Genomic DNA, 21,841 nt, shown 5'->3' with positions numbered 1-21,841 from the left:
CACGTATGGACTCAACTATGAGCCATACGTGGTTTTTTCATGTACCTTATTTTTGCTGTCGCTTCAAAAAGTCTACATTTGGATAATAGGCATCTTTTACGAGTAAATTCGGTCCAAGACAACGCACTGCAGGACAGTGACAGCCTACGCTTTTTGCTAAGGGATGTTGTTGCCATTTAGTATATAAATCCGTTAACTGGTCGGTTTGAATATTCCCTAGTGGAGGAACATCTCCGAAATCTGTCACGATCACGTCTCCGGTAAACATATTGACATTCAACCGGGATCGTCCATCTGGATCATTTCGTACAGTGACATTTTCACTTGCTGCTAGTTTCGTAAATAATTCTTGGTCTCTCGCGTCGTTACTGCAATTATAAAATGGCAATGTTCCAAACAGCATCCAAGTTTGTGGATCACGGTATGATAGCAAATCGAACATTGCTGTGCGTGTTTCATCCAAAGTCAGCACATCCAATGAAGAAGCGAAATCGCTAGGATACATAGGATGTATTTCATGGCGTCCGCATTTCATTTCATGGACGATTTGTTCGTGGATCGTCTGTAAATGAGGCAATGTTCGGCGGTTCAACATCGTTTCCGCTGACACCATAACACCCATTTCAGACAATGCGCGGCTGTTTTCGATCATTCGTTCGAATTGTGCTGCACGACGCTCACGTGGCGGCTTGCGTTCCATTCGAGCGAATCCACCATCGATGAAATCATCCACTGTACCCCAATTATGTGAAATATGCAGGACATTCAAATACGGTGCAATTAATTCATAACGTTCAATAGGCATAGTTAGATTCGAATTCATCTGCGTCTGAATCCCGCGCGCATGTGCATACTGCAATAACGGTACGACATACTGCTCGACAGATTTCTTCGAAAACATCGGCTCGCCACCTGTTAAGCTAATCGTTCGCAAGTGGGGGATTTCATCCAACCGCTGTAACAGCAACTCGATTGGTAATGCTTGTGGATCTTTCGGTTGTAGCATATATCCAACCGCGCAATGTTCACAACGCATATTGCATAAATAGGTCGTCGTGAATTCTATGCTGGATAGAACTTGCTTCCCGTGCAAATCTACATCTTGATATGCTTCCCATGCATCTGATAAACGGGAATGTGATAGTACCATGTTCGTAACTCCTTATATTAATTAATTTTTATCACTAGCATATTCTGCTAGGTCCTTCGCATATTTACTCATCGAAGAGGTAGAAACATCAAATGCTTCTGCGATCTCTTTTAATGTCATATCAAGCGGTTCGAAATATTTATTGTCTAAACCATAACGGATTGCACCGGCCGCAATCGCTAGTTTCTTTCGGGCTTTTGGCTGCTCATCCACTAAGAAATCTTCAAGCACTTCTAGTAAAGCTTGCGATTCTCGGTCATGTTGCTTTAAAAATTCAGCAGCCGACTCTATAACGCCTGCTTCAAATTCGGTAAACTCATCTCCGGTATAGCCACTTTCACCAAGCGCAATCCAGAATTTCATGATGGAGTCTTTGAGTGAAGGATTTTCTGTGTCCGCAAGTGTTTTAGCAAACTGTTTGATCGCTTCCGAATGATCAGTCGGGAAGAAGATTAAACTGGAGACTGCTAGATAATTACCTTTAGACGTACCATCGGAAAGTATGAAGCAATAGAAGTGGACACCTACGGGAACAGGCTTATCGCTTTCTTTCCACAATTCAATCGTTTCATCACCTAGAATACTTGTAGCTGTTAAATATGTATCTCCGACAGCAGTTACTTCACCGACAAATACCCTCGGCTCTGACCATCTATCAAGTAATTCTAGAATCGATGGGCGAATATGTTTTTTCTTCTGCTTGGCCATATAGTCGTCCCAAATATCTCTCCGTTGATGGAAGAAGAATTCATCAAGCGCAATCGTTTCAATCATTTCTTGTGGTAAATAACTATCCAATGAAGATTTCCATGTATTTGCAAATTCCACGAACGCCGGTACATCTGGTCGCTCTGGATGAATATCATAAAACGTCTGTAGTATATTCTCCATTTCATCAGTCAGTAAATCTTCGACTGTTACAGCTTCTTTTCGTTCACAACACTTTTTATATTTCTTGCCACTGCCACATGGACATGGATCATTACGTCCAACCATAAAAACACTTCCCTTTTTAAAATTACTACATCTCTAAGTGTACCAAACGAGAGGCGACTTCGCATGATATTTGTGTGATGAATAACCAACAGTGAAGTCATCACTTATTTGTACAAAAAAATAGTGTTGGAGGTATACAAGTAAATGGAATAAAAGAATGTATGCATTTTAACTCTTTCTTTTATTTCTGGAAAAATATTACGCAATTAGGTTAACATTTTGTCTATTCTTCCATATGCTAGTTCGAGGTGACCTATGGAACAGTCAATCTTGCTGTTTTTATTGTATGCAGACATCTGTTTGATCATTGGCTTTTATATGTACATCCGAAAAATGAGGAAATTGATTGGTTTTCATTTAGGTATGAATATGAGCATGGTTATGGGCGGTATGGCCGCTTTATTGTTTGGGATCATGCTTATCACGCATATGCCGTTTCACTTTACGTATATTACACTACTCTCGGCAATTATCGGAGGAGCAGTTGGAGCTTGGTTTGGCTTGTTGATTGATTATCAGACGTTTGTGACTGGTTTGACAAATGGTCTGATTGTCGGGCTAATGGCACCAATGATTGGAACGGTTATGGAGATGCAAATGCTGTTTATCTGGTTTCTACATGCTTTCTTCATCAGTAGTTTAGGTGTTTTGTTCATTTCTATAAAAAGGGCGTGAAGGGGGCTATGCTACTTATAATCTCGCTGTTGATGTGGTGTGTTGGTGAAATACTAATCAACTATCGAGTAGTGAGGAAGAAAAGACTGTTGTTTGAAGACCGATTCACAAAAACGATTTGTATGGCAATTGCGTCCATTTCTTCCTTCGCAACAGCATTGTACTTCGAATTATTGTTACCGGAAGATCAAATCGCTACTTATTTATTGCCCGTATTTCTAGGAGTGTTTATCGGTTGGCGATTTGGTTCGCTTATTAAAGCACCAGCTTCCTTAAATGGTCTATATAACGGCGCGATGGGAGGAGTAATGGGCATGATGCTTGGTGCAGTGTTGAAAAATCCTGCACTTTGCAATATACCCATTGACGCTAATTCTTTAATTATGAGTAATCTTTTCATCGTCACTATATTTATTGCCTTTTCTCATTCGTTGGTTTGTTTCTTCATCCGCCGTTCTATGAGAGGGTGAAGATCGTTTGGGCAGGAGAGGAGAACAGTAGTGAAAAAGTTCATCATCATATTGATGTTGCCAATCTTTTTCGGGATTATATACGCGGTGTGGTCAAAGGCAGTGGAACTACCGAAAATTGGGGAAGTAACGGAATGGCCGTTTACCGAAGTGGGCGGGAACGAGACAAACTTCCAGGGCAAACCGAAGCTTGTCACATTTTTCTACACAAAGTGTCCTGATGTTTGTCCGACTACTATGTGGGATCTGACAGCCTTGCAGAAGGTAATGGAAGGTAGGGGAATATCCCAAGATGAGTACTTCATCATAGCTATCACCGTAGATCCTGAATATGATACGAAAGATAAAATAGTTCGTTATAAAGAACTATTTAATATAGAAGATCCTAACTGGTTGTTCTTTAGAGGTACAGAAGAAACAACTAAAGAGTTTTCGAAATACCTGAATTTCTATTACGACAGAAATGTGGATGGATTCGTTACCCACTCGACGTCTATGTATATTGTCGATGATCAGGATTTGGTAAGAGCTCATCATAATATGGCCATTGGGAAAAATAACGTAGCCATCGAAGAAATCGCTGATCATTTACAACAACTTATCAAATAGTTCTAGCGCTACTTTTCGAATGATAGTAAGGAGGTGGCCTTCATAAAGGAAGCTAGTAAAAATCCCGCTTTTTCCTCGCCAACGAGTAATGGACCGGATGAACAAACGAGAGTCTTAACTGATTATATTGGTCAGAAAAATTTATTTAAGATAGCAAAGATTCATGAACCTCTCAGGAAATCATTGACACTCAAAAAATTCTTCAAAAGCAAACGAAACCAGCAAGTTGTCATTTCATCATTTGGCGAGGTGGACAGTTGTCTAGAAACAGAGGGGAAAGTCGCAGCAATTGGTAGAGATTTTGTCATGCTGACGAATCTACAGAAACGAATATGGATTCCCTTCACATATATTGAAACCGCAAATATCCCATTTGGTTTTCCTTCTTATTCAAATGCGCATCAGCATCACCTATATGATAATCAGTTGCAAAAAAACCTTACACTTCGATTTGGTGAAACGGTTAACAAAAGAGAAGCACTCGTCCAACAGTTTTTTGAAGAATCTTTTCGGACCAACTTTCTTTCATGGAAAGGTACGAGAGTGGAAGCCGTTTTGAGCAATGAAACCGTAAGCGGAAAGATCATGAATACGACAAAGAGCGAGTTACTGCTTACGAGCTTCGGCGCAGTACGCAAGATTCCTTTAGTGGAAATTCGCATTGTATCTACTATCTCACTAGTTTCCTTTTGGAAAAAAGAGATGAGAACGTTGCTCCAATCATTTGGTGGAAAAGTAAGAGGAGGCAGAAAGAATGAAAAATAAAAAAAAGATTCAATCCCATGATTTCTCAGGATTGATAGATCAGGAAGTTCTTATCATTACAAAGGCAGTGCAGCTTAATCTACTAGGCCAAGTATTCCGTCCAATTTTTTGCGGTACAGTTTCTGAAGTGGGTGTAGGGCATCTAACCTTAACGCCTGTCACAGTCAAAATGGTGAATGCTCCTTTTTATAAGTTCCCGACACCACTGAGTATACCTTTGGAGAAAATCGTGTCATTTACGACAGAAGTACCTTGTGATTTAGTCTTTCCGTTAACTTAAAAAGGGAGTTGGATACATGACGCAGCAAAATGAATGTCAGCCAATCAATCTAGTTCGGGAAGAGGGAATTAGCGTCCACTTCGGCCAGAATATAGGTGGAAAAGTATTGATCCTGACGGAAGCCTTTCCGTTTATGTTCATAGGAGAAATTATTAGTGTAGTTGATGATTTTGTAGAAATAAAAGTTCAGACAACATCTATCCCTGCATTGGAAGGGAAAACATGGTTTGTTCATATAGACACCATTGAAGTGTTCTATATCGAAACAGAAAATGGAGTTCCAATCCCGGAATTAAAAGAGTAGAAGATGAGGTGAAGTGAGTGAAAAGACGCTACCACGTAGTAGCCATTCCTATACGGATTGTCCTGAACACATTTGGGGATCACAATCCGAATGGCATGATGTATGTATTGAAGGAAAACGAAGAAAAAGTGAAGCAACTCGTAAAGAAAAATCCTTTTATGCCTGTTGATCTCGTTCAACCGCTCTTTATCCGGGCGAATGAAGGAGATGTCGTGGAAATACTGTTTGAAAATAAGCTTCCTTTCCATGCAGGTATGCATTTTCAGGAAGCAGAATACGATGTTTGCCAATCGGATGGAGCGAATGTTGGATTCAATAAGGAAACGACTGTAGCGCCATGTGAAAAAATCTTATATAAGCTGCATTTGATGAAAGAAGGAAACTATTACTTCTCGGATCTAGGAAATGTCTCGAGTGACCAAAACGGTTCCAACTCCAACGGTCTTGTCGGAGGATTATGTGTACAAAGCCGTTTCTCCTGGTGGACCGATCCTGAAACAGGCAAGCCAATAAACAGCGGACAATATGCGGATGTCCATCATCCTTTGCTACCTTCCTTCCGAGAGTATGTGTGGATGTTTACAGATGAAATGGAAGTGGATGATTTAACAGGCAACAGACCGATCAATCATTTCTCCAACCAGGAAGAAGAGTCCTTCCACGGCGCTAATTATCGCTATGAACCAGAAAACAGGCGTGAACAATTAGTTGCGGAAGGAGTCGTCTGTCCAAACTGCGAGGGTGAGGAAGTACACCATGATTCATGGGTATTCGGAGACCCATCGACTCCGATTCTGCGGGGGTATGTTGGTGATCCTGCAAAAATACGACTATTTCATGGCGGCGTGAAAGAAACGCATGTATTCCACTATCACGTCCATCAATGGTTCAGTGATCCAAGTGATTTGGCTTCTGAAATTTTTGATGCGCAGGCTATCAGTCCGCAAAGTCATTACACGATTCAGCCACTATACGGTCTTGGCAGCTTGCATGGCTCTTTCGGTGATGCAGTCATCCACTGTCATCTCTATCCGCATTTCGTGGCAGGAATGTGGGGGATGAATCGTGTCTTCAATACACTTCAAGATGGCAACCAGTGCTATCCGAATGGTGTTCCTATCAAGGCACTTAAGCCATTACCAGATAGACCGGCGCCGCCAAAACCAACTAAACAGAAACCTGGATTCCCAAATTTCATTCCTGGAAAAGTCGGTATGAAAGCACCTCGTCCACCGATGGGTATTGTTGGAGGTAGGGGGTTGACTGAACTTGAGAGAAATGCTGCAATCGCAAATCCTAGGCCGGGTGCAGTTTTTACCGACCCGTGTCCTGAAGGTGTACCCGTAAAGGAGTGTAATATCTCCTTAATTGAGATTCCACTTATTTATAACCGAGAAGGTTGGCATGATCCGACGGGACGGATATTTGTGCTTGATGAAGATTTGGACGATATTTGTTCAGGAAAGAAAGCACCGGAACCGCTCGTCATCCATGCATCCAGTAATACGCGCTATGAAATCAATTTCACAAACCGTTTGCCACATATCCTGGATGGTGACGCATTCCAGCTAGTTACGCGAACTTACGAGGCGGGTATGCATATCCACTTTGTGAAGTTCGATGTACTCGTAAATGACGGTGCGAATGTAGGATGGAACTATGATTCATCCGTTCTATCCGGTGAAACAATTCGATACTCTTATTATGCAGATGTTGAGCTTAAAGCATGGTTCTTCCATGATCATTTATTCCCTGGTTCCCATCAGCAACATGGCGTCTTTGGATCAGGGGTCGTTCATCCGCGTTTTACAAAATATCTAGACTCCTCGACTGGCGAAGAAGTAGAACAAGGAACGGAAATCACTTGTATCAACCCGCTGACTCCCGATTATAGAGACTTTGCGATATTTGCACAGGACTTCACACACTTATTTAATAAAGACGGTAAACCATTAGCACCTCCGCCATTCCCAGGCTCTCCCGATGATCCAGGACTGTTTGGAGTGAACTATAAAAATGAACCACTGCAATTCCGTTTAGGTAAAGACTGTGATCCCGCTTACAGTTTCAGTTCGTATGTAAAAGGCGATCCAATTACTCCGATATTCAAAGCTTATGAGGGAGATTCCATCCGGATCCGGTTGCTTCAAGGAGCACAGGAAGAATCCCATAGCTTTAATGTACATGGTCTACGTTGGCTGAATGAGCGCGGAGATCTGAATTCCAGGTTGGAAAACCAGCAGCATATAGGAATATCCGAATCATTTACACTGGAGATGAATGTACCGCGGTCAGGTGATTATTTATGGACATTTGAAACAGAAGAGGATTTATGGAATGGACTCTGGGGTCTGATTCGGGCATTCGATGAAAAAGTTCCTGAACTAATCAAACTGCCAGATCGGCCCGAACCGAAAGAGCGTTCAAAACCTTTGCCGGAATGTACAGGGATCAAACCACCAGCAGCAGAGGATCCAACTGTAGAGATAGTGGAAGGGCCTCTGAGAAAATACGATGTCGTAGCCTTTCAAACCTCGATCAAGTATAACTCGTTCGGTGATCATGACCCGGATGCTATTATCTTTGCATTGCGTGAGGATATGGAAGCGATACAGGATGGCAAGAAAGAACCGGTACCGCTCATATTACGCGGTAACGTGGGGGATACAGTCGATGTTACGTTAACTAGCTATCTAAAACCAGAGCTGTTTCCGTTCAAGGACGGAATCTATCCGTATCCGATTGTGAAGGAGCAAGCATTTTATCCACCATCTTTACGTATCTCACTTCATGCTCAATTACTTGATTATGACGTTAAGACGTCTGCTGGAGAGACAGTTGGATTCAATGGCGATCAAACAGTTGGTCCAGGTGAGTCCAGGACGTATCGCTGGTATGTCGATTCTGCGGTCGGTGTGTGCGGCATGTGGGATATGGCGGATATCCGCAACCATCGTTCGCAAGGCGCGTTCGGTGCATTTATTGCAGAACCGAGGGGAACCGAATATTTGGATCCGTATACACTGGAGCCAGTCACGACAGGAGCGAATGTTATCTTGCGCAATCCCTACTTGCCGGATACGAGAGAATTCGTGATTGTGATGCATGACGGTGTCAGACTACTTGATCAAAACAATCAAGTCATTTTCGATCCAGTGGACGGTGTTTTGCTGGCTCCGCCTGAGATAGACGAGGATTTGCTAGATACGTATGATCAAGGGTCGCGTGGCTTTAACTATCGAAGCGAGCGGCTAATCAATCGTTATCGACAACATGCAAAAATCCATGATGTATTCAGTTCAGATGTTTTTGGTGACCCATCCACTCCAGTTTTCGAAAGCTATGTGGGAGACCCGGTTACAATACGATTAGTCACACCGGCTGAAAGACGAAGATCGCACACATTCCATCTGCATGGTCATCGTTGGAAATTTGATTCCAAAGATATTTATTCACGAACAGAATCATATGTCGGATTTAACGTAGCGGGTGCTAAAAGAAATTTGCAATTGCTTGGCGGTGCAGGAGCTTATAACGGATTCTCGGGCGATTTCATGTATCGATCAGGAAACATTCGCTGGGATATCGAGCAAGGGATGTGGGGGATCATGCGGGTGTTCGAAGAGCTTAAAAAACATCTCCCTAAACTAGATCAATAGTTTGTGAAGAACGGGGGGTGTGAAAATGGGGAACAAGAGAATAAGGAAGAAACAGATGAAAAAACAAATGCAAAAACCAGATTTCTTCATTCCCAAAAAATGCTGTCCAGAGAGGGCGGATAGTCCTGAGCTGCCATCTCCAGAAAGCTGTCTTCCTCCTGAAAAGCGTGAGGAAGTAGACCGGAAAATCGCAGGGGCCAATCGGTTGTTACTGGATCTGGCACTTGACGATAACCGATCCGTTCAAGAAACGTATCAACGTGCGTTTGACGGTTTGATTGGTCTGGAAGTAGAGATAATAAATCCTTTAGAAGAAACGCTTTCTGGAGTAGTGGTGATGGCGGCATTTGATTTCATCCTGTTAAGGCGAGAAGATTATAAAATCATCGTGCCATATGAACAGATTGAATCGGTCAAATCCTCGGGCTGCTATGCTGAACTAGTACCGGAGGCCAATTTACTGAATATCGGTCCACGTTTACGTAGGAAGCTAACATTTCAATTTGGAAAAGTCGTCGGCTCTTCTCCAGAGCTCATTCAGCTATTCTTCAAAATTCCGTTAGCGGTGTATTTGCTGTTGTTTGAAGAGCAAACTATAAAAGTTCGAGTGGGACGGTCACTAATTGAAGGGGTACTAGTGGATGTGAATAAAGAGTCCATTGTACTGGAGCTGAATAAAGAAAAAAGTATCATCGCCATTGGAAATATTGGCCACATCGTGGTAGATAAATAAAAAACCAGTCCCTATAGTTGGGGACTGGTTTTTTATTACTATACTACGTGCATGGGTTTTTGGAATTGCAACATCCTAGGGTTTTGATTTGTGAAATCTTGTCAATTGGTAAAATCAAAGTATTACCGATTGGACGATCTACTTTCTTTCGTTTCTTTCCTTTCTTTCCTTTTTTATCAGCAGTACAACCACAGTTTGCGGGCAATTCGCCTGGTTTCCCGTTCACGAATATCTCGACAAAGTTAGAGCCGACAAAAATAATAGTACCCTTTACAATTTCTTCTTCCATTTGAAACTCCACCTCACAACAAACCATTTGGCGCAAACGGAAGTTAAGACCGTCTTGCAAACCGCCTAAACGGACCATGAAGCATGGATTACATAAGTCTTTTCTACAACGGGTACAGTATTTGGCACCACATTTTTTTTTGGGGCACTTCTGACAGTAATTGTGATTTCCACATTTACAATTATTTTCTTTTTTCAAAGCATTCACCTCCCACCGCTCTTTGTAGTATATGAATATCTGATGCTTGGGAGATGATGTAACAACCTAAGAAGGTTGTATAGTCTAGAGATTCACTGATTCAATACATATAGTGGAGGTATTCCGACTAACCATCCCCACACTTCCTTTTTATAATAATTATGTGGCTATGCGTACAAAAAGAGAGGTGAGTTCGCATTATATTTGTGTGAAGATACCATGTTGCAGAAATTAAAAACCACTCTTCGAATCATCTAGATTCAAAGAGTGGTCCATTACGTAGTATTAGCTATCTAGACTCTTGATGAATTGCAACACTTCATCCGCGGTAGATAGGGAAAGAATATAATCTATTTGATTTTCTAAAGTGACCTTAGATAGTTTCTGGATTTGTGAACGTGCACGAAGTATTGAAGATGCACTCATGGAAAACTCATCTAATCCCATCCCAAGCAGTATAGGAATTGCCGTTTCATCACGTGCCATTTCTCCACACATTCCTACCATCTTACCTTCTTTGTGAGCCGCATCAATAATCATTTTGATAAAGCGTAAAATAGATGGATTATACGGCTGGTAGAGGTAAGAAACATGTTCATTCATCCGATCAGCAGCCATCGTATACTGAATTAAATCATTTGAACCAATAGAGAAGAAATCTACTTCCTTGGCAAATACATCAGCTAATATAGCTACAGCCGGTGTTTCAACCATAATTCCGAGTGGAATCGTCTCGTTCACGTCAATCTTTTCACTAATGAGTTGTTGCTTTACGTCTAAAAATATTTCTTTTGCTTGCCTGAATTCATTAATCGTTGCGATCATCGGAAACATGATCCGCAAGTTTCCATATATACTGGCACGCAATAAAGCGCGTAACTGTGTTCTAAACATCTCTTCATGATCAAGACATAGACGGATTGCTCGTAATCCTAAGAATGGATTGGCTTCATGTGTAAGTTGTAAATACGATAATTCTTTGTCTCCACCAATGTCCAGAGTTCGGACAATGGTAGCTTTTCCATTCATTTGTTCTAGTACGCTTTTATAGGCTTCAAACTGTTCATCTTCGGTTGGGAATTGTTCTTTTCCCATGTAAAGAAACTCCGTCCGGAATAATCCAATTGCTTCTCCACCATTTTTTAAGACATTTTCCACATCGTCCGGTGTCCCAATATTTCCAGCTAATTCAACGCGATGACCATCAAGCGTAATAGCAGGCTCATTCGCAAGTAATTGCCATGTTGCCTTTTGTTTGGCAAATGCATGCTGCTTTTCTTGATAAACGGCTACTGTTTCCGCGTCAGGGTTTACAATAATTTTCCCGGCTTCACCGTCTACAATAATGATTTCGCCGTTTTGAATCGTAGCCATTGCAGTTTTACTTCCAACAACAGCTGGAATTTCTAGTGTTCTCGCTAAAATAGCAGAGTGAGAAGTAGGACCCCCAATATCCGTTACGAAACCTTTAATTAGTTCAGGATTCAGTTGAACAGTGTGAGAAGGCGTCAAGTCTTCTGCAATGATGACGACCTCTTGCGTAATATCTTCGGGCGTCTGAATGCTGACACCGAGCAAATGGGAAAGGATTCGTTTTGTTACATCCCGAATATCAGCAGCGCGTTCTCTCATATATGGATCGTCCATTGCTTCGAAAATGGAAACATATAAATTTGCCGCTTCTTGTACTGCATATTCAGTGTTTACGTGTTGCGTCTGAATCGTATCTGTAATAGCCGCACGTAATTCTGGATCGTCGAGAACAAGTAAATGTGCACTGAAAATAGCTGCCTCCTGCTCACCGAACTTTTCTTGTGTCTGTTTCTGAATCGTCGTCAATTCTAATCGGGAATGAGAAAGAGCGTTTTGTAGACGATCTATCTCTGCTGACACGTCTGAAATGGATTCCTTCAGTACAGTCAACTCCGCATTTTCTAGACGAAAGGCTTTGGCGATAGAAATACCATTGGAGGCTGCAATGCCCTGAAGGATCTTTTCCATTAGTCTTCTGCGCCTTCAGATCGTAATAGTTCCTCCAGCTTATTCATCGCGTCAATTTCATCTTCACCATCTGCAATCAATGTAATTGTAGATCCTCCAGCGACACCAAGTGACATCACACCAAGAATAGATTTTAGATTAACCTTCTTTTCTTTATACTCAAGTGAAAGTTCTGATTTGAAAGGAGTAGCAGCAGCGACCAATTGGGCAGCTGGACGTGCGTGAAGACCTTCACCATTGCTAAATACGAATTGTTTTTTTATCATTACGAAAACCTCCTGTAGTTTGGTTTGAATGTTTTTGACTGCTTATGAATGATTATGATGGATTTTATTGAAAAATTCAAGTAATATGGTGTTATTGATAGAGAAGGTGGGTTGCACATGCTAACAAATGAACGATTTGAATTAATTATGAATAAATTGGCTACTCATAAAACGGTGAAGATTACAGAATTAATAGAGGCAACCGACGCATCGGAATCTACCATTCGAAGAGATTTAACTGAACTCGAAACGCTCAATAAACTTCAACGTATTCATGGTGGAGCCACATTACCAGATCGAGATATGCAGGAATTAAGCATTTCAGCCAAGTCTGAAAAATATTTTTCAGAAAAAGTAAAAGTTGCTTCCTTGGCAGCAAGTATAGTCAACGAGGGTGATTTCATCTATCTTGATGCGGGTACCACTACGTTTCAAATGATCCCTTTTCTAAAAGACCGTAATATAACGGTTGTAACAAATGGACTGACACATGTGGAATCATTAACTGAGCATGGCATTTCCTCTTATTTAATTGGAGGCTATGTCAAAGCTACAACAGGTGCGCTTGTAGGACAACAGGCTAGGAACTCATTGAAACAATATCATTTCAATAAATGTTTTCTAGGTACGAATGGAGTTGACCCTGTTCATGGATATACGACACCTGATCCTGATGAGGCAACTGTAAAAAGTTTAGCAGCAGAGAAATCAAGAACTACTTATATAGTGGCGGATCATTCCAAAGTGAAAAAAAGCAGTTTTATAAAGTTTTTATCTATAGAAGAGGCAGTCTTGATTATTGACGAAATGCCAGAAGATATTCTAAATGAACTGGAAGAAAAAACGTTAGTAAAGGTGGTGCAAAAATGATTTTCACATGTACATTCATGCCAACAGTTGACTATACCGCATATTTATCTAATTTTGAGCGCGGAGAACTGAATCGTACAAATGAAGTGTATTATTATCCAGGTGGAAAAGGTATTAACGTATCACGGGTTGTTCACAGACTAGGTGCAGATACCGTCGCATGCGGGTTCATTGGTGGTTTCACAGGAGATTTTATTGAGGACTTTTTACAAAAAGAAGGTATAAAAACCGATTTTATTCGCACAGCAGATATCACGCGAATTAATGTGAAGATTAAATCAACTGAAGAAACGGAATTAAATGGGCCAGGTCCAAGTTTAAATGAAAACAATGTTCAAGGGCTTCTTGAGCGAATCGGTCGACTAACAGAAGATGACTGGTTAGTGATTGCTGGGAGAATTCCAGACTCTTTACCTTCGTCATTCTTATCTGAACTCGCTACACTTTGTGAAAAGAATAAAGTAAAGCTTGTAGTGGATACATCAGGACCTGCATTGAAACAGATCATGGAAGTAACTAAGCCATTCATGATCAAGCCGAATGAACAGGAACTTGGAGAATTGGTTGGTAAGACCATTCATAGTAAACAAGAGGCAGTTGGTTATGCCAAAAAATTAGTAAGTGAAGGTATTCAACATGTAGTGATATCGATGGGTAAAGAAGGGGCGCTCTATGTATCAGCTGAAGAAACATTGGCTGCCACTGCGCCAAAAGGCAAGCTCGTCAATTCAGTAGGTGCTGGAGATTCGCTAGTATCGGGTTTTATAGCATCCTACTCTACAGATGGACATGCAGAAAATGCTTTCAAATATGGAGTCGCAAGCGGAAGTGCCACCGCGTTCCAGTCCGATTTATGTAAAAAAGAAGATGTTGAGTCATTATTGAGCCAAGTGATCATTACGAAACTATAGGAAGAGGTGCTATTCTATGAAAATCACACAATTATTGACAGAGGATACAATCAACCTTCATTTGCAGTCTAAGTCGAAGGATTCGGTCTTGTCCGAATTGGTTCAGCAGTTACATGTCGCAGGGAAATTACGTGACAAAGTACAATTCACCAATGATATTCTCAATCGGGAAAGTCAAAGTACGACGGGTATTGGTGAAGGAATCGCTATTCCACACGCGAAGTCAGCAGCTGTTCAGACACCCGCTATCGCGTTTGGCCGTTCTACTGAAGGTATAGACTTTGACTCGCTTGACAGTCAACCAGCACACTTATTTTTCATGATTGCTGCGAGTGAAGGGGCTAACGACGACCATTTAGATGCACTATCTAGACTTGCGACATTTTTGATGGATACTTCATTTCGTGATAAAATCATGTCTGCACAAACAGCGGCGGACGTATTGCAAGCGGTGAATGACAAAGAGTCGGAGTTGGATGATGAAGCAACTGAAGATGTACAAGCGCCGAAAGAAGAGAAATCAACCGTACGTTTGCTAGCGGTTACGGCTTGTCCGACTGGAATTGCGCATACGTATATGGCTGCTGAAAAATTAAATGAGAGAGCAAAAGAACGTGGCCTTTCATTAAAAGTAGAAACGAACGGTTCATCCGGTGTGAAAAATAGATTAACAGATGCAGAAATTGCAGAAGCGGACGCCATTATTGTGGCAGCTGATACGAAAGTGGAGATGGCTCGATTCGCTGGAAAACATGTGATCCAGACGAAAGTCGGGGATGCTATCTATGAAACAGATGCATTACTGGATAGAGCGATTGAAAAAGATGCACCGATTTATCAGCTAGAAAAAGGTCAGGAAGATACTTCATCGAATGACAAAAAGAGTGGTTTTTATAAGCATTTGATGAACGGTGTATCCAATATGCTTCCTTTCGTTGTCGGTGGGGGAATTTTGATAGCGCTCTCTTTCTTCTGGGGAATCGAATCTTCTAATCCAGACAGTCCTGAATACAATGCCTTTGCAGCTATGCTTAACACTATAGGTGGCGGAAAAGCATTCTTCCTCATGGTTCCTGTGTTGGCCGGTTTCATAGCTTCAAGCATTGCCGATCGACCTGGTTTTGCTCCCGGTATGATAGGGGGGCTGATCGCCATCACGGTTTCGGGTGTAGATGAAGTGGGTGGCGGATCAGGATTTTTAGGCGGTCTTATTGCAGGATTTTTAGCAGGGTATATCACTTTACTTGTTAAGAAGTTATTTGCTCGTTTACCTAATTCGTTAGAGGGTTTAAAACCCGTGCTATTTTATCCGGTTTTCAGTATTGCAGCGACAGGATTAATCATGTTGCTCATCAATCCACAACTGGCCAAGCTGTATACAGGGTTTTCCGCGTTTCTTGAAGGGATGGGCGGTACGAATCAAATTTTAGTAGGTTTAGTCATTGGTGGGATGATGGCTGTGGATATGGGTGGTCCTGTCAATAAAGCGGCATACACATTCGGTATTGCCATGCTAGATGCACAGAATTTCCAATTTATCGCAGCAGTAATGGCAGGCGGTATGGTACCACCGCTTGGTATGGCGATTGCAACTACATTATTTAAAAATCGTTATACAAAGACTGAGCGTGAAGCGGGGAAAACGGCGTATGTGCTCGGTGCTTGCTTCATAACGGAAGGTGTTATTCCATTTGCAGCAGCTGATCCATTGCGTGTCATTCCGGCTTCTGTAATAGGGGCAGCGACAGCGGGTGCATTAACGATGGCATTTGATATCGCCTTACGGGCACCACATGGAGGAATCTTCGTCATGGGACTCGTTGAAGGTGGAATTAGTAAGATCCTTCTGTATGCATTGGCAATAATCATTGGTTCTGTCATTACAGGCTTAATTGCTGGCATGTTGCGTAAGAAGCCTGTTTGATTACAATTCAAATCATATAATTAGTAAGAGCTGGCCGTGTAAAGTCAACAGTTGACCTAGCATGGCCAGCTTATTACTTTTTCTATTTAATTCTTCTGCAACATGGTAAACTATTCAGACTGCACACATTCGCATGAACTGGAAAATCATTAGTAAGACAAAGTTACAAGGAATTCCTTAGTGTATGGTGATGTTGAAATCTAAATTATAGTGAAAAGGGGATTAATTGTATGGGGTGGTTTGATGCGCTTTTAGGGAATGCTTCCGTCGTAAACAATGAAGAAGTAAAGAAGGAACTTGACTTAATCCTGGCAGAAGGTGAGGAAGTGGAGGCTGCGTTTAAGCTCGTGCGGGATTTAATCGTATTTACGAAAACTCGATTAATACTCGTAGACAAGCAAGGCATCACAGGAAAGAAAGTGGAATATCATTCCGTCCCATTCAAAAGTATCTCTCATTATAGTGTAGAAACGGCAGGTACATTTGATATGGATGCCGAATTGAAGATCTGGATATCAAGCTCACTGACTCCGCATATTGAAAAACAGTTCCGTAAAGATAAAAGTATCTACGATATCCAAAAGATATTGGCGACTGTTTGTGTGTAACTTTCGTTTGAATTAAATAAGTGGTACTTTCTATAATAGAAAATACCACTTGTAGCTTATCTCTTTTCAGTTGGAACGACACTTTCATATGCAACAAGAGTCACGCCTATTTTATCCTCCAGACGATTTACTGCATGTAATTCTTCAGCACTTAGTTTCGCAATTGATGTGTCTTTATTTGTCATATACAAAACTTCCTTTCCCTGTTTAAGCATAAGATGGCTGAATCGTAATAAATTATACATACAAGAGGTAAGGAGGCCACGCCATGTACGACCCAACTGTATTTGAAAATTTAAAAGTCGCATTTGAAAATCATATATATGACTTGGATAATCTGAAACAAACAGTTCATATTTTACATCGCAAAGATCAACTAGATGTAGCCGTGATGGCAAGAGAACTAACCATTCGTTTTTCCAGAGCCGGCTTTCCGTCTGTCATTGTCGATTTAAAATTACATTCATCACTCAAGGAACTGGCGGATGAAATACTTGAAACTAAAGGCACGGATCCGGGCTGTACGCTTACATTACTCGTCCGCACCTTTATTCGAGATGTAGATAAAGAATGTGAAGAAATTGCGAGTATCCTTCGTACCGTATGGGAGAACGATATTAGTTTCACACAAACACTTAGCTTCCGTCATGAACAAATAGAACCGGGGTTCATGAACAGGATCAACATTCATTTCAAACCAAAACTAACTGAAGAGCATATGGGGGAAATCGGTGAATTCTTAAAAAATGTACTGGATATGATGGAGCGAATTGGAGAAGTGTCATAAAGAAAGAAAAAACGCTTCCTGCTAACGGAGCGTTTTTCAAATACTACTATAATACTGTCTGTGAAAAAGCCCAAATATAGTCTACACCATCTTCAGATGGACCACTTGGATCACCGAACTCGGTTACGCAACCACATGTAACGCATACTGCGGAATAACCGATCGATAGCACGCCAATTCCTGGATCTTCCACGTTTGAGAAAGAACAATAAGGGATAACTTCATCATGCGTACAAAAATGACAAATAAGCAGATGTTCTAAAATCGTTATACGGCTTCTTACGCTTTCTAGCTCTTCTACCATTACGAATCCACCTCGATATAGACTATGTTTGGCTCGTCGTGGTGTGATTGCTCTTGGATCAACTGCGTTGTACTACAAACTTCACAAGCAAATGATTGCAATGTTAGCTGATTAGGTATGTCTTTAGCTGTTTGCTCCAAATCAAAATATACTTCACGGTGAAAAAACGTTGTGCCACCGCAGAGTGTACAATGAAGCGGTATGCCAATAACTTCTATCTCATATATTCCGCGTCTTCTAACCATCTTTCAACACCTACCTTATTTTTTAAACCGATTACCTGTATTGACATAGAGTAAAGTAAATGCGAGTACTAATAGGAAAAGTGTTAATCCTACAATAAAGTATACATCTTCTTCCAACAGTTCACTTACGGCGAACAATCCGACACAAAAACTTAAAGCGAACATGACTTTCGCCATAAACTTGCATAACGCACGCTCATTAATACGCATCTTTTTTTCGATAGGCATCGTATTATAGCCTGACAGTAAGGACGCACCTTTACCTTGCCAAAGTGCTATGCCATATACAATAAATGCAATCATTATAATAATATTAAGAAGTAGACCTGTCATAGTGATCCCTCATTTCATGAAAAAGAATCGGCATTAAATAAAAAATGGAGCCAACTCTTAGTCGAGTTAACTCCATTCTATCTTATTACATAGTGGTCTGCCGAGTCTTTACAGCCATCGATAAAGAGATCGCTGCACATAAGAATGCGATTATAACAAGTACGCCACCAACTGCCGGCATATTTGTTACATTCCCTGTTTGACTATAGACTACCCCGCCAACTCCAGATCCAAGCGCAATCCCGACTTGCAGCGCCGAGTTGTTGAAACTCTGGTGCACATCGGAAGTTACCGGATCACTTTGGATAATATAATCTTGCTGAGCAGGTGCTAGCGCCCAACTTAATCCACCCCAGATCATCATGAAGATAATGAAAAGTGGAATGGAGAATGTTGAATAGGGAAGTGCAAATAAACTAATCGCAAATGACCCTAATATAATTAAAATACTTTTCTTCGAGCCAAGACGTGAAGCTAGTCCGCCGCCAAATGCTCCGCCTGCTACTGCTGCAAGTCCAAATAGGAAGTAGAATACACTGATCCAATATGGGCTTAACTTCATCGTAGTTTCTAGGAAGGGTGTGAAATACGCATATACCGTATAATGTCCGGCAAGCATAAACATGGTCGCTAAATGAGCAAAGAATATCTTTTTATTCGCTAAAGCTTTAATCTGAACAGACAGTGGTTGTACTTTCGCGTTAGGGATTTTTTCGAGAAACTTTGCGATTAATAGTATAGAACCTACTGTCAAAATCGCAATGCCTAAAAACACTGAACGCCATCCGAATGCGTTCGTTACTACAATACCGATGGGTACGCCTAGGACAAGCGATGAACTGATCCCCATGTAAATATAGCCAAGCGACTTAGCTCTCACACGTGGCTCGACCATTCGTGCTGTAATCGTTAATGATAGCACAATGACGAGTGCTGCACTTGCAGCTGTCAATACACGAGCAGCCATCATCAAGCCGAATGTCGGACTGAAGTATGTTAGGATGTTTCCAAGTAAAAACACGACTAATGTAATCAAATATAATTTCTTGCGTTCCACTTTCGCGGTCAGTGACAATAATACAGGTCCTGCTACAGCGTACACGAGAGCGAATACTGTAATGAGTTGTCCAGCTGTTGCGATGGAAACATTCAAGTCATCCGCAATGACGGGCAAAATCCCCCCGACTACCAACTCAACTAATCCTACTGTAATAGCAGACACTGCCAATAATAAAACACGTAAATCCAAAACAATTCCTCCTACTAGTGTCTCTACACTATTTTTTCGAATAGAAAAATCCTGATTACAAAAATTACTTTGTAATCAGGATTTGACGGTTCCTGGTAGAGACCCTCGAACCATATTATCGAGGTTATACATGTTGATTCCGTAATGAAATTTTCTATTGTTCAATTTATCATGGAATGTGAGATATGGCAAGTTGGAAAGCTGCTACCTAAAAGGTCCCCGATTTATCAAACAATGTAGAAGTGACGTTCGTTCTGCGTAATAGTATGGTTCGAATCGTCTCGAGTTGTAAAAGTCCTCAAAATCAAGTATACTTTTCCCGATAAACTTGTGCGGATCAATACACTAATAAAGGATGGATATACATGAAATTTGAAGAGGTATTACCACGTTTGAAGGCTGGAGAGAAAGTCATCCGCAGTAACTGGGGCGGAGCAGAATTATACGTGAAGCTAGTAGGAGAAAACGAACTAGAAGGTAAAAAGCTGAATCCATATTTCGTGATTGACGTTACGGGTGAAGGTTATACAATGTTCACACCAACAGTTTGTGACTTACTAGCTGAAGACTGGGTCATCGTAGAGTAAATCGGAAGAATCAAAGCTCATGAGCATTCATGAGCTTTTTTATATAGGAGGCCGTTATGAAATTTGCAGAATATGAAAATAAGACCATCGTAGTGACAGGTGGCGGGTCTGGTATTGGGTACGCTCAAGCTGTAGCATTTTTGGAAAATGGAGCAAATGTTTTTGCATTTGATATACAAGAGGGGGATCTCCCGAAATTGCAACAGAAGTATCCGTCACAGTTTGCTTATGCGATTGGCAGTGTCAGTGTAAAGGACGACGTAGCACAAGCGGTTAAGAGAGTGTGTAACGTGTTTGGTACTATAGATATTTTATTAAACACAGCAGGGGTGCTCGACGGTTTTGCCAAAACACTAGATACTGACGAAGCGCTTTGGGATAAAATCATGGATACGAATGTAAAGGGTACATATTTTATGACAAATGAAATATTGCCACAGATGATCGCTCGTAAGTCAGGTGTCATTGTCAATATGGCATCCGTTGCGGGCCTTGTGGCTGGTGGTGGCGGTGCGGCTTATACAGCATCCAAACACGCCATTGTTGGTTATACAAAGCAACTGGACATGGATTACTGCCGCAATGGAATTCGCGCGAACGCGATTGCGCCAGGTGCGATCCAGACACCGATGAACCAAGCGGATTTTGAAGGTGACGGTGAAATGGCGAAGTGGGTAGCGAAGGAAACGCCTGCAGGACGCTGGGCGCAGCCGAGTGAGGTTGCGAGCCTGACATTATACGTAGCCAGTTCCGCAGCGGATTATATTCATGGAGCGGTTATTCCGATTGACGGAGGTTGGATTGCCAAATAAAGCTTTTGTATTACACGGAACTCTGTTATAATACCGAAGCAAGCAAATTCTGTTTGCACTACGACACTTTTGATCGAGCGATAGGCTCTTTCTTCCTTTGGTCGTAGTTATTACTGGAATAGCATTTTCGCTATTTCACAAAGGAGAAAATAAAATGAGTATGTCTTATGTTAAAGATTCGCCTAAGAGTAAGAGTACGGTGAATGAACTGACAAAAACAGCGCTCGTCGCAGCTTTGTATGTGACGGTGACGTTTGTGTTTGCAGTGATCAGTTTTGGTGCAGTCCAACTGCGTTTGTCAGAGATGTTCAATTATCTGGCTTTGTATAATAAACGGTACGTGATCGGTGTCACGCTAGGTGTCATGTTCGCAAACTTTATGTCACCGACTTGGATTTTGGATGTGCCGATTGGTTCTATGGCTACGTTAGTCGCATTATTAGTGTGTCGTGCACTGACAAAGAAAATTAAAAATGATATCGTCAAAATGGTGATTACTGCTATTGTGTTTGCATTATCTATGTGCGCCATTGCAGCTCAATTGACAATTTTACTAGGTTTCCCGTTCTGGGCTACATGGCTGACAGCTGGAATTGGTGAATTATTATCGATGACAATTGGCGGAGTTATTATATATACATTAAACAAGAAAATAGATTTATCCAAATAAAAGAGAGCATTCGCAGATTTTGTGAATGCTCTCTTTTTTGTGTGCGCCCTGCATGGGCGAATACTCGGTGGTGAAAGTCCACTACAGGCTTGGCAGTAGGAACTGTTAGCGAATGACAAGGTGGCTATCGTGAGGTAGTGGCTGAA

At 41.4% G+C, this 21,841-nt stretch carries 26 protein-coding genes and 1 riboswitch; of the genes, 16 read left to right on the top strand and 10 right to left on the bottom strand.

The window, feature by feature from the left end; all coding sequences use genetic code 11:
* Positions 1-46: 46 nt before the first annotated feature.
* Both yfkAB and CSV72_RS07110 read right to left on the bottom strand, forming a co-directional pair.
* Positions 47-1,150, bottom strand: a complete 1,104-nt coding sequence (yfkAB, locus tag CSV72_RS07115) for a radical SAM/CxCxxxxC motif protein YfkAB (RefSeq protein WP_099677791.1) — start codon at positions 1,148-1,150, stop codon at positions 47-49.
* 21 nt (positions 1,151-1,171) lie between these two features.
* Positions 1,172-2,146, bottom strand: coding sequence for a YecA family protein (locus CSV72_RS07110; protein ID WP_099677790.1), 975 nt, complete (start codon positions 2,144-2,146; stop codon positions 1,172-1,174).
* A 255-nt stretch (positions 2,147-2,401) separates the two neighbouring features.
* Between CSV72_RS07110 and CSV72_RS07105 the strand changes: the two genes are divergently transcribed.
* From CSV72_RS07105 to CSV72_RS07070, 8 genes are all read left to right on the top strand, one after another.
* Positions 2,402-2,821, top strand: coding sequence for a hypothetical protein (locus tag CSV72_RS07105; RefSeq protein ID WP_099677789.1), 420 nt, complete (start codon positions 2,402-2,404; stop codon positions 2,819-2,821).
* An 8-nt stretch (positions 2,822-2,829) separates the two neighbouring features.
* Positions 2,830-3,291: a hypothetical protein gene (locus CSV72_RS07100; RefSeq protein WP_099677788.1), complete on the top strand. Its 462-nt coding sequence runs from the start codon at positions 2,830-2,832 to the stop codon at positions 3,289-3,291.
* Positions 3,292-3,321: 30 nt separating this feature from the next.
* Positions 3,322-3,900, top strand: a complete 579-nt coding sequence (locus CSV72_RS07095) for an SCO family protein (protein WP_099677787.1) — start codon at positions 3,322-3,324, stop codon at positions 3,898-3,900.
* A gap of 183 nt (positions 3,901-4,083) precedes the next feature.
* The gene (locus tag CSV72_RS07090; RefSeq protein WP_233191155.1) at positions 4,084-4,665 is read left to right on the top strand and encodes a hypothetical protein; all 582 of its coding nucleotides are present in this window, start codon (positions 4,084-4,086) and stop codon (positions 4,663-4,665) included.
* Positions 4,655-4,945 carry a hypothetical protein gene (locus CSV72_RS07085; protein WP_099677785.1) on the top strand — a complete coding sequence of 97 codons (291 nt, stop codon included), beginning with the start codon at positions 4,655-4,657 and terminating at the stop codon, positions 4,943-4,945. Before CSV72_RS07090 ends, CSV72_RS07085 begins: the two co-directional genes overlap by 11 nt.
* Before the next feature lie 16 nt (positions 4,946-4,961).
* Positions 4,962-5,249, top strand: a complete 288-nt coding sequence (locus CSV72_RS07080) for a hypothetical protein (protein ID WP_099677784.1) — start codon at positions 4,962-4,964, stop codon at positions 5,247-5,249.
* Positions 5,250-5,266: 17 nt separating this feature from the next.
* On the top strand, positions 5,267-8,908 hold the full coding sequence (locus CSV72_RS07075) for a copper oxidase (RefSeq protein WP_099677783.1): 3,642 nt from the start codon (positions 5,267-5,269) through the stop codon (positions 8,906-8,908).
* Positions 8,909-8,963: 55 nt separating this feature from the next.
* A complete protein-coding gene (locus CSV72_RS07070; RefSeq protein ID WP_233191153.1) occupies positions 8,964-9,641 on the top strand; it encodes a hypothetical protein in 678 nt (225 codons plus the stop codon).
* 43 nt (positions 9,642-9,684) lie between these two features.
* On the opposite strand, the gene CSV72_RS16550 is transcribed toward CSV72_RS07070, so the two are convergent.
* From CSV72_RS16550 to CSV72_RS07055, 3 genes are all read right to left on the bottom strand, one after another.
* The gene (locus CSV72_RS16550) at positions 9,685-10,128 is read right to left on the bottom strand and encodes a hypothetical protein (protein ID WP_143561157.1); all 444 of its coding nucleotides are present in this window, start codon (positions 10,126-10,128) and stop codon (positions 9,685-9,687) included.
* Positions 10,129-10,413: 285 nt separating this feature from the next.
* Positions 10,414-12,129 carry a phosphoenolpyruvate--protein phosphotransferase gene (gene ptsP / locus CSV72_RS07060; protein ID WP_099677780.1) on the bottom strand — a complete coding sequence of 572 codons (1,716 nt, stop codon included), beginning with the start codon at positions 12,127-12,129 and terminating at the stop codon, positions 10,414-10,416.
* Positions 12,129-12,395, bottom strand: coding sequence for an HPr family phosphocarrier protein (locus CSV72_RS07055; protein ID WP_099624731.1), 267 nt, complete (start codon positions 12,393-12,395; stop codon positions 12,129-12,131). Before CSV72_RS07055 ends, ptsP begins: the two co-directional genes overlap by 1 nt.
* 117 nt (positions 12,396-12,512) lie before the next feature.
* On the opposite strand from CSV72_RS07055, the gene CSV72_RS07050 reads away from it, so the two are divergent.
* From CSV72_RS07050 to CSV72_RS07035, 4 genes are all read left to right on the top strand, one after another.
* On the top strand, positions 12,513-13,265 hold the full coding sequence (locus CSV72_RS07050; RefSeq protein ID WP_099677779.1) for a DeoR/GlpR family DNA-binding transcription regulator: 753 nt from the start codon (positions 12,513-12,515) through the stop codon (positions 13,263-13,265).
* Positions 13,262-14,176 carry a 1-phosphofructokinase gene (pfkB, locus tag CSV72_RS07045; protein ID WP_099677778.1) on the top strand — a complete coding sequence of 305 codons (915 nt, stop codon included), beginning with the start codon at positions 13,262-13,264 and terminating at the stop codon, positions 14,174-14,176. Before CSV72_RS07050 ends, pfkB begins: the two co-directional genes overlap by 4 nt.
* A 16-nt stretch (positions 14,177-14,192) precedes the next feature.
* Positions 14,193-16,100: a PTS fructose transporter subunit IIABC gene (locus tag CSV72_RS07040; RefSeq protein WP_099677777.1), complete on the top strand. Its 1,908-nt coding sequence runs from the start codon at positions 14,193-14,195 to the stop codon at positions 16,098-16,100.
* Positions 16,101-16,330: 230 nt separating this feature from the next.
* Positions 16,331-16,708, top strand: a complete 378-nt coding sequence (locus CSV72_RS07035) for a PH domain-containing protein (protein WP_099677776.1) — start codon at positions 16,331-16,333, stop codon at positions 16,706-16,708.
* A gap of 56 nt (positions 16,709-16,764) precedes the next feature.
* On the opposite strand, the gene CSV72_RS17150 is transcribed toward CSV72_RS07035, so the two are convergent.
* Positions 16,765-16,893, bottom strand: coding sequence for a hypothetical protein (locus tag CSV72_RS17150; RefSeq protein ID WP_255407591.1), 129 nt, complete (start codon positions 16,891-16,893; stop codon positions 16,765-16,767).
* Positions 16,894-16,976: 83 nt separating this feature from the next.
* Here CSV72_RS17150 and CSV72_RS07030 point away from each other — a divergent pair, with 83 nt between their 5' ends.
* A complete protein-coding gene (locus tag CSV72_RS07030; RefSeq protein WP_099677775.1) occupies positions 16,977-17,495 on the top strand; it encodes a hypothetical protein in 519 nt (172 codons plus the stop codon).
* A gap of 46 nt (positions 17,496-17,541) precedes the next feature.
* Here the strand turns inward: CSV72_RS07030 and CSV72_RS07025 are convergent, their stop codons facing one another.
* The 4 genes from CSV72_RS07025 to CSV72_RS07010 all read right to left on the bottom strand — a co-directional run bounded on the left by CSV72_RS07025 (position 17,542) and on the right by CSV72_RS07010 (position 19,626).
* Positions 17,542-17,799 carry a hypothetical protein gene (locus CSV72_RS07025; protein ID WP_099677774.1) on the bottom strand — a complete coding sequence of 86 codons (258 nt, stop codon included), beginning with the start codon at positions 17,797-17,799 and terminating at the stop codon, positions 17,542-17,544.
* Positions 17,799-18,044, bottom strand: coding sequence for a hypothetical protein (locus CSV72_RS07020; protein WP_099677773.1), 246 nt, complete (start codon positions 18,042-18,044; stop codon positions 17,799-17,801). Before CSV72_RS07020 ends, CSV72_RS07025 begins: the two co-directional genes overlap by 1 nt.
* 15 nt (positions 18,045-18,059) lie before the next feature.
* Complete coding sequence (locus CSV72_RS07015; RefSeq protein WP_099677772.1) at positions 18,060-18,377, bottom strand: DUF3784 domain-containing protein; 318 nt, start codon at positions 18,375-18,377, stop codon at positions 18,060-18,062.
* A gap of 85 nt (positions 18,378-18,462) precedes the next feature.
* Positions 18,463-19,626 carry an MFS transporter gene (locus CSV72_RS07010; RefSeq protein ID WP_099677771.1) on the bottom strand — a complete coding sequence of 388 codons (1,164 nt, stop codon included), beginning with the start codon at positions 19,624-19,626 and terminating at the stop codon, positions 18,463-18,465.
* A gap of 52 nt (positions 19,627-19,678) precedes the next feature.
* Positions 19,679-19,778: riboswitch (purine riboswitch) on the bottom strand.
* A gap of 213 nt (positions 19,779-19,991) precedes the next feature.
* On the opposite strand from CSV72_RS07010, the gene CSV72_RS07005 reads away from it, so the two are divergent.
* The 3 genes from CSV72_RS07005 (at position 19,992) to CSV72_RS06995 (ending at position 21,695) form a co-directional block, all read left to right on the top strand.
* A complete protein-coding gene (locus CSV72_RS07005) occupies positions 19,992-20,213 on the top strand; it encodes a DUF2829 domain-containing protein (protein WP_099677770.1) in 222 nt (73 codons plus the stop codon).
* Positions 20,214-20,269: 56 nt separating this feature from the next.
* The gene (locus tag CSV72_RS07000; protein ID WP_099677769.1) at positions 20,270-21,025 is read left to right on the top strand and encodes a 3-oxoacyl-ACP reductase; all 756 of its coding nucleotides are present in this window, start codon (positions 20,270-20,272) and stop codon (positions 21,023-21,025) included.
* Between the two features lie 154 nt (positions 21,026-21,179).
* A complete protein-coding gene (locus CSV72_RS06995; RefSeq protein ID WP_199168336.1) occupies positions 21,180-21,695 on the top strand; it encodes a QueT transporter family protein in 516 nt (171 codons plus the stop codon).
* The last annotated feature ends 146 nt before the right edge of the window (positions 21,696-21,841 follow it).

The organism is Sporosarcina sp. P20a (genome assembly GCF_002743175.1).
Lineage (GTDB): Bacteria > Bacillota > Bacilli > Bacillales_A > Planococcaceae > Sporosarcina.
The sequence above is the reverse complement of the archived record's forward strand: the minus strand, read 5'-3'. Positions and strand labels throughout refer to the sequence as shown.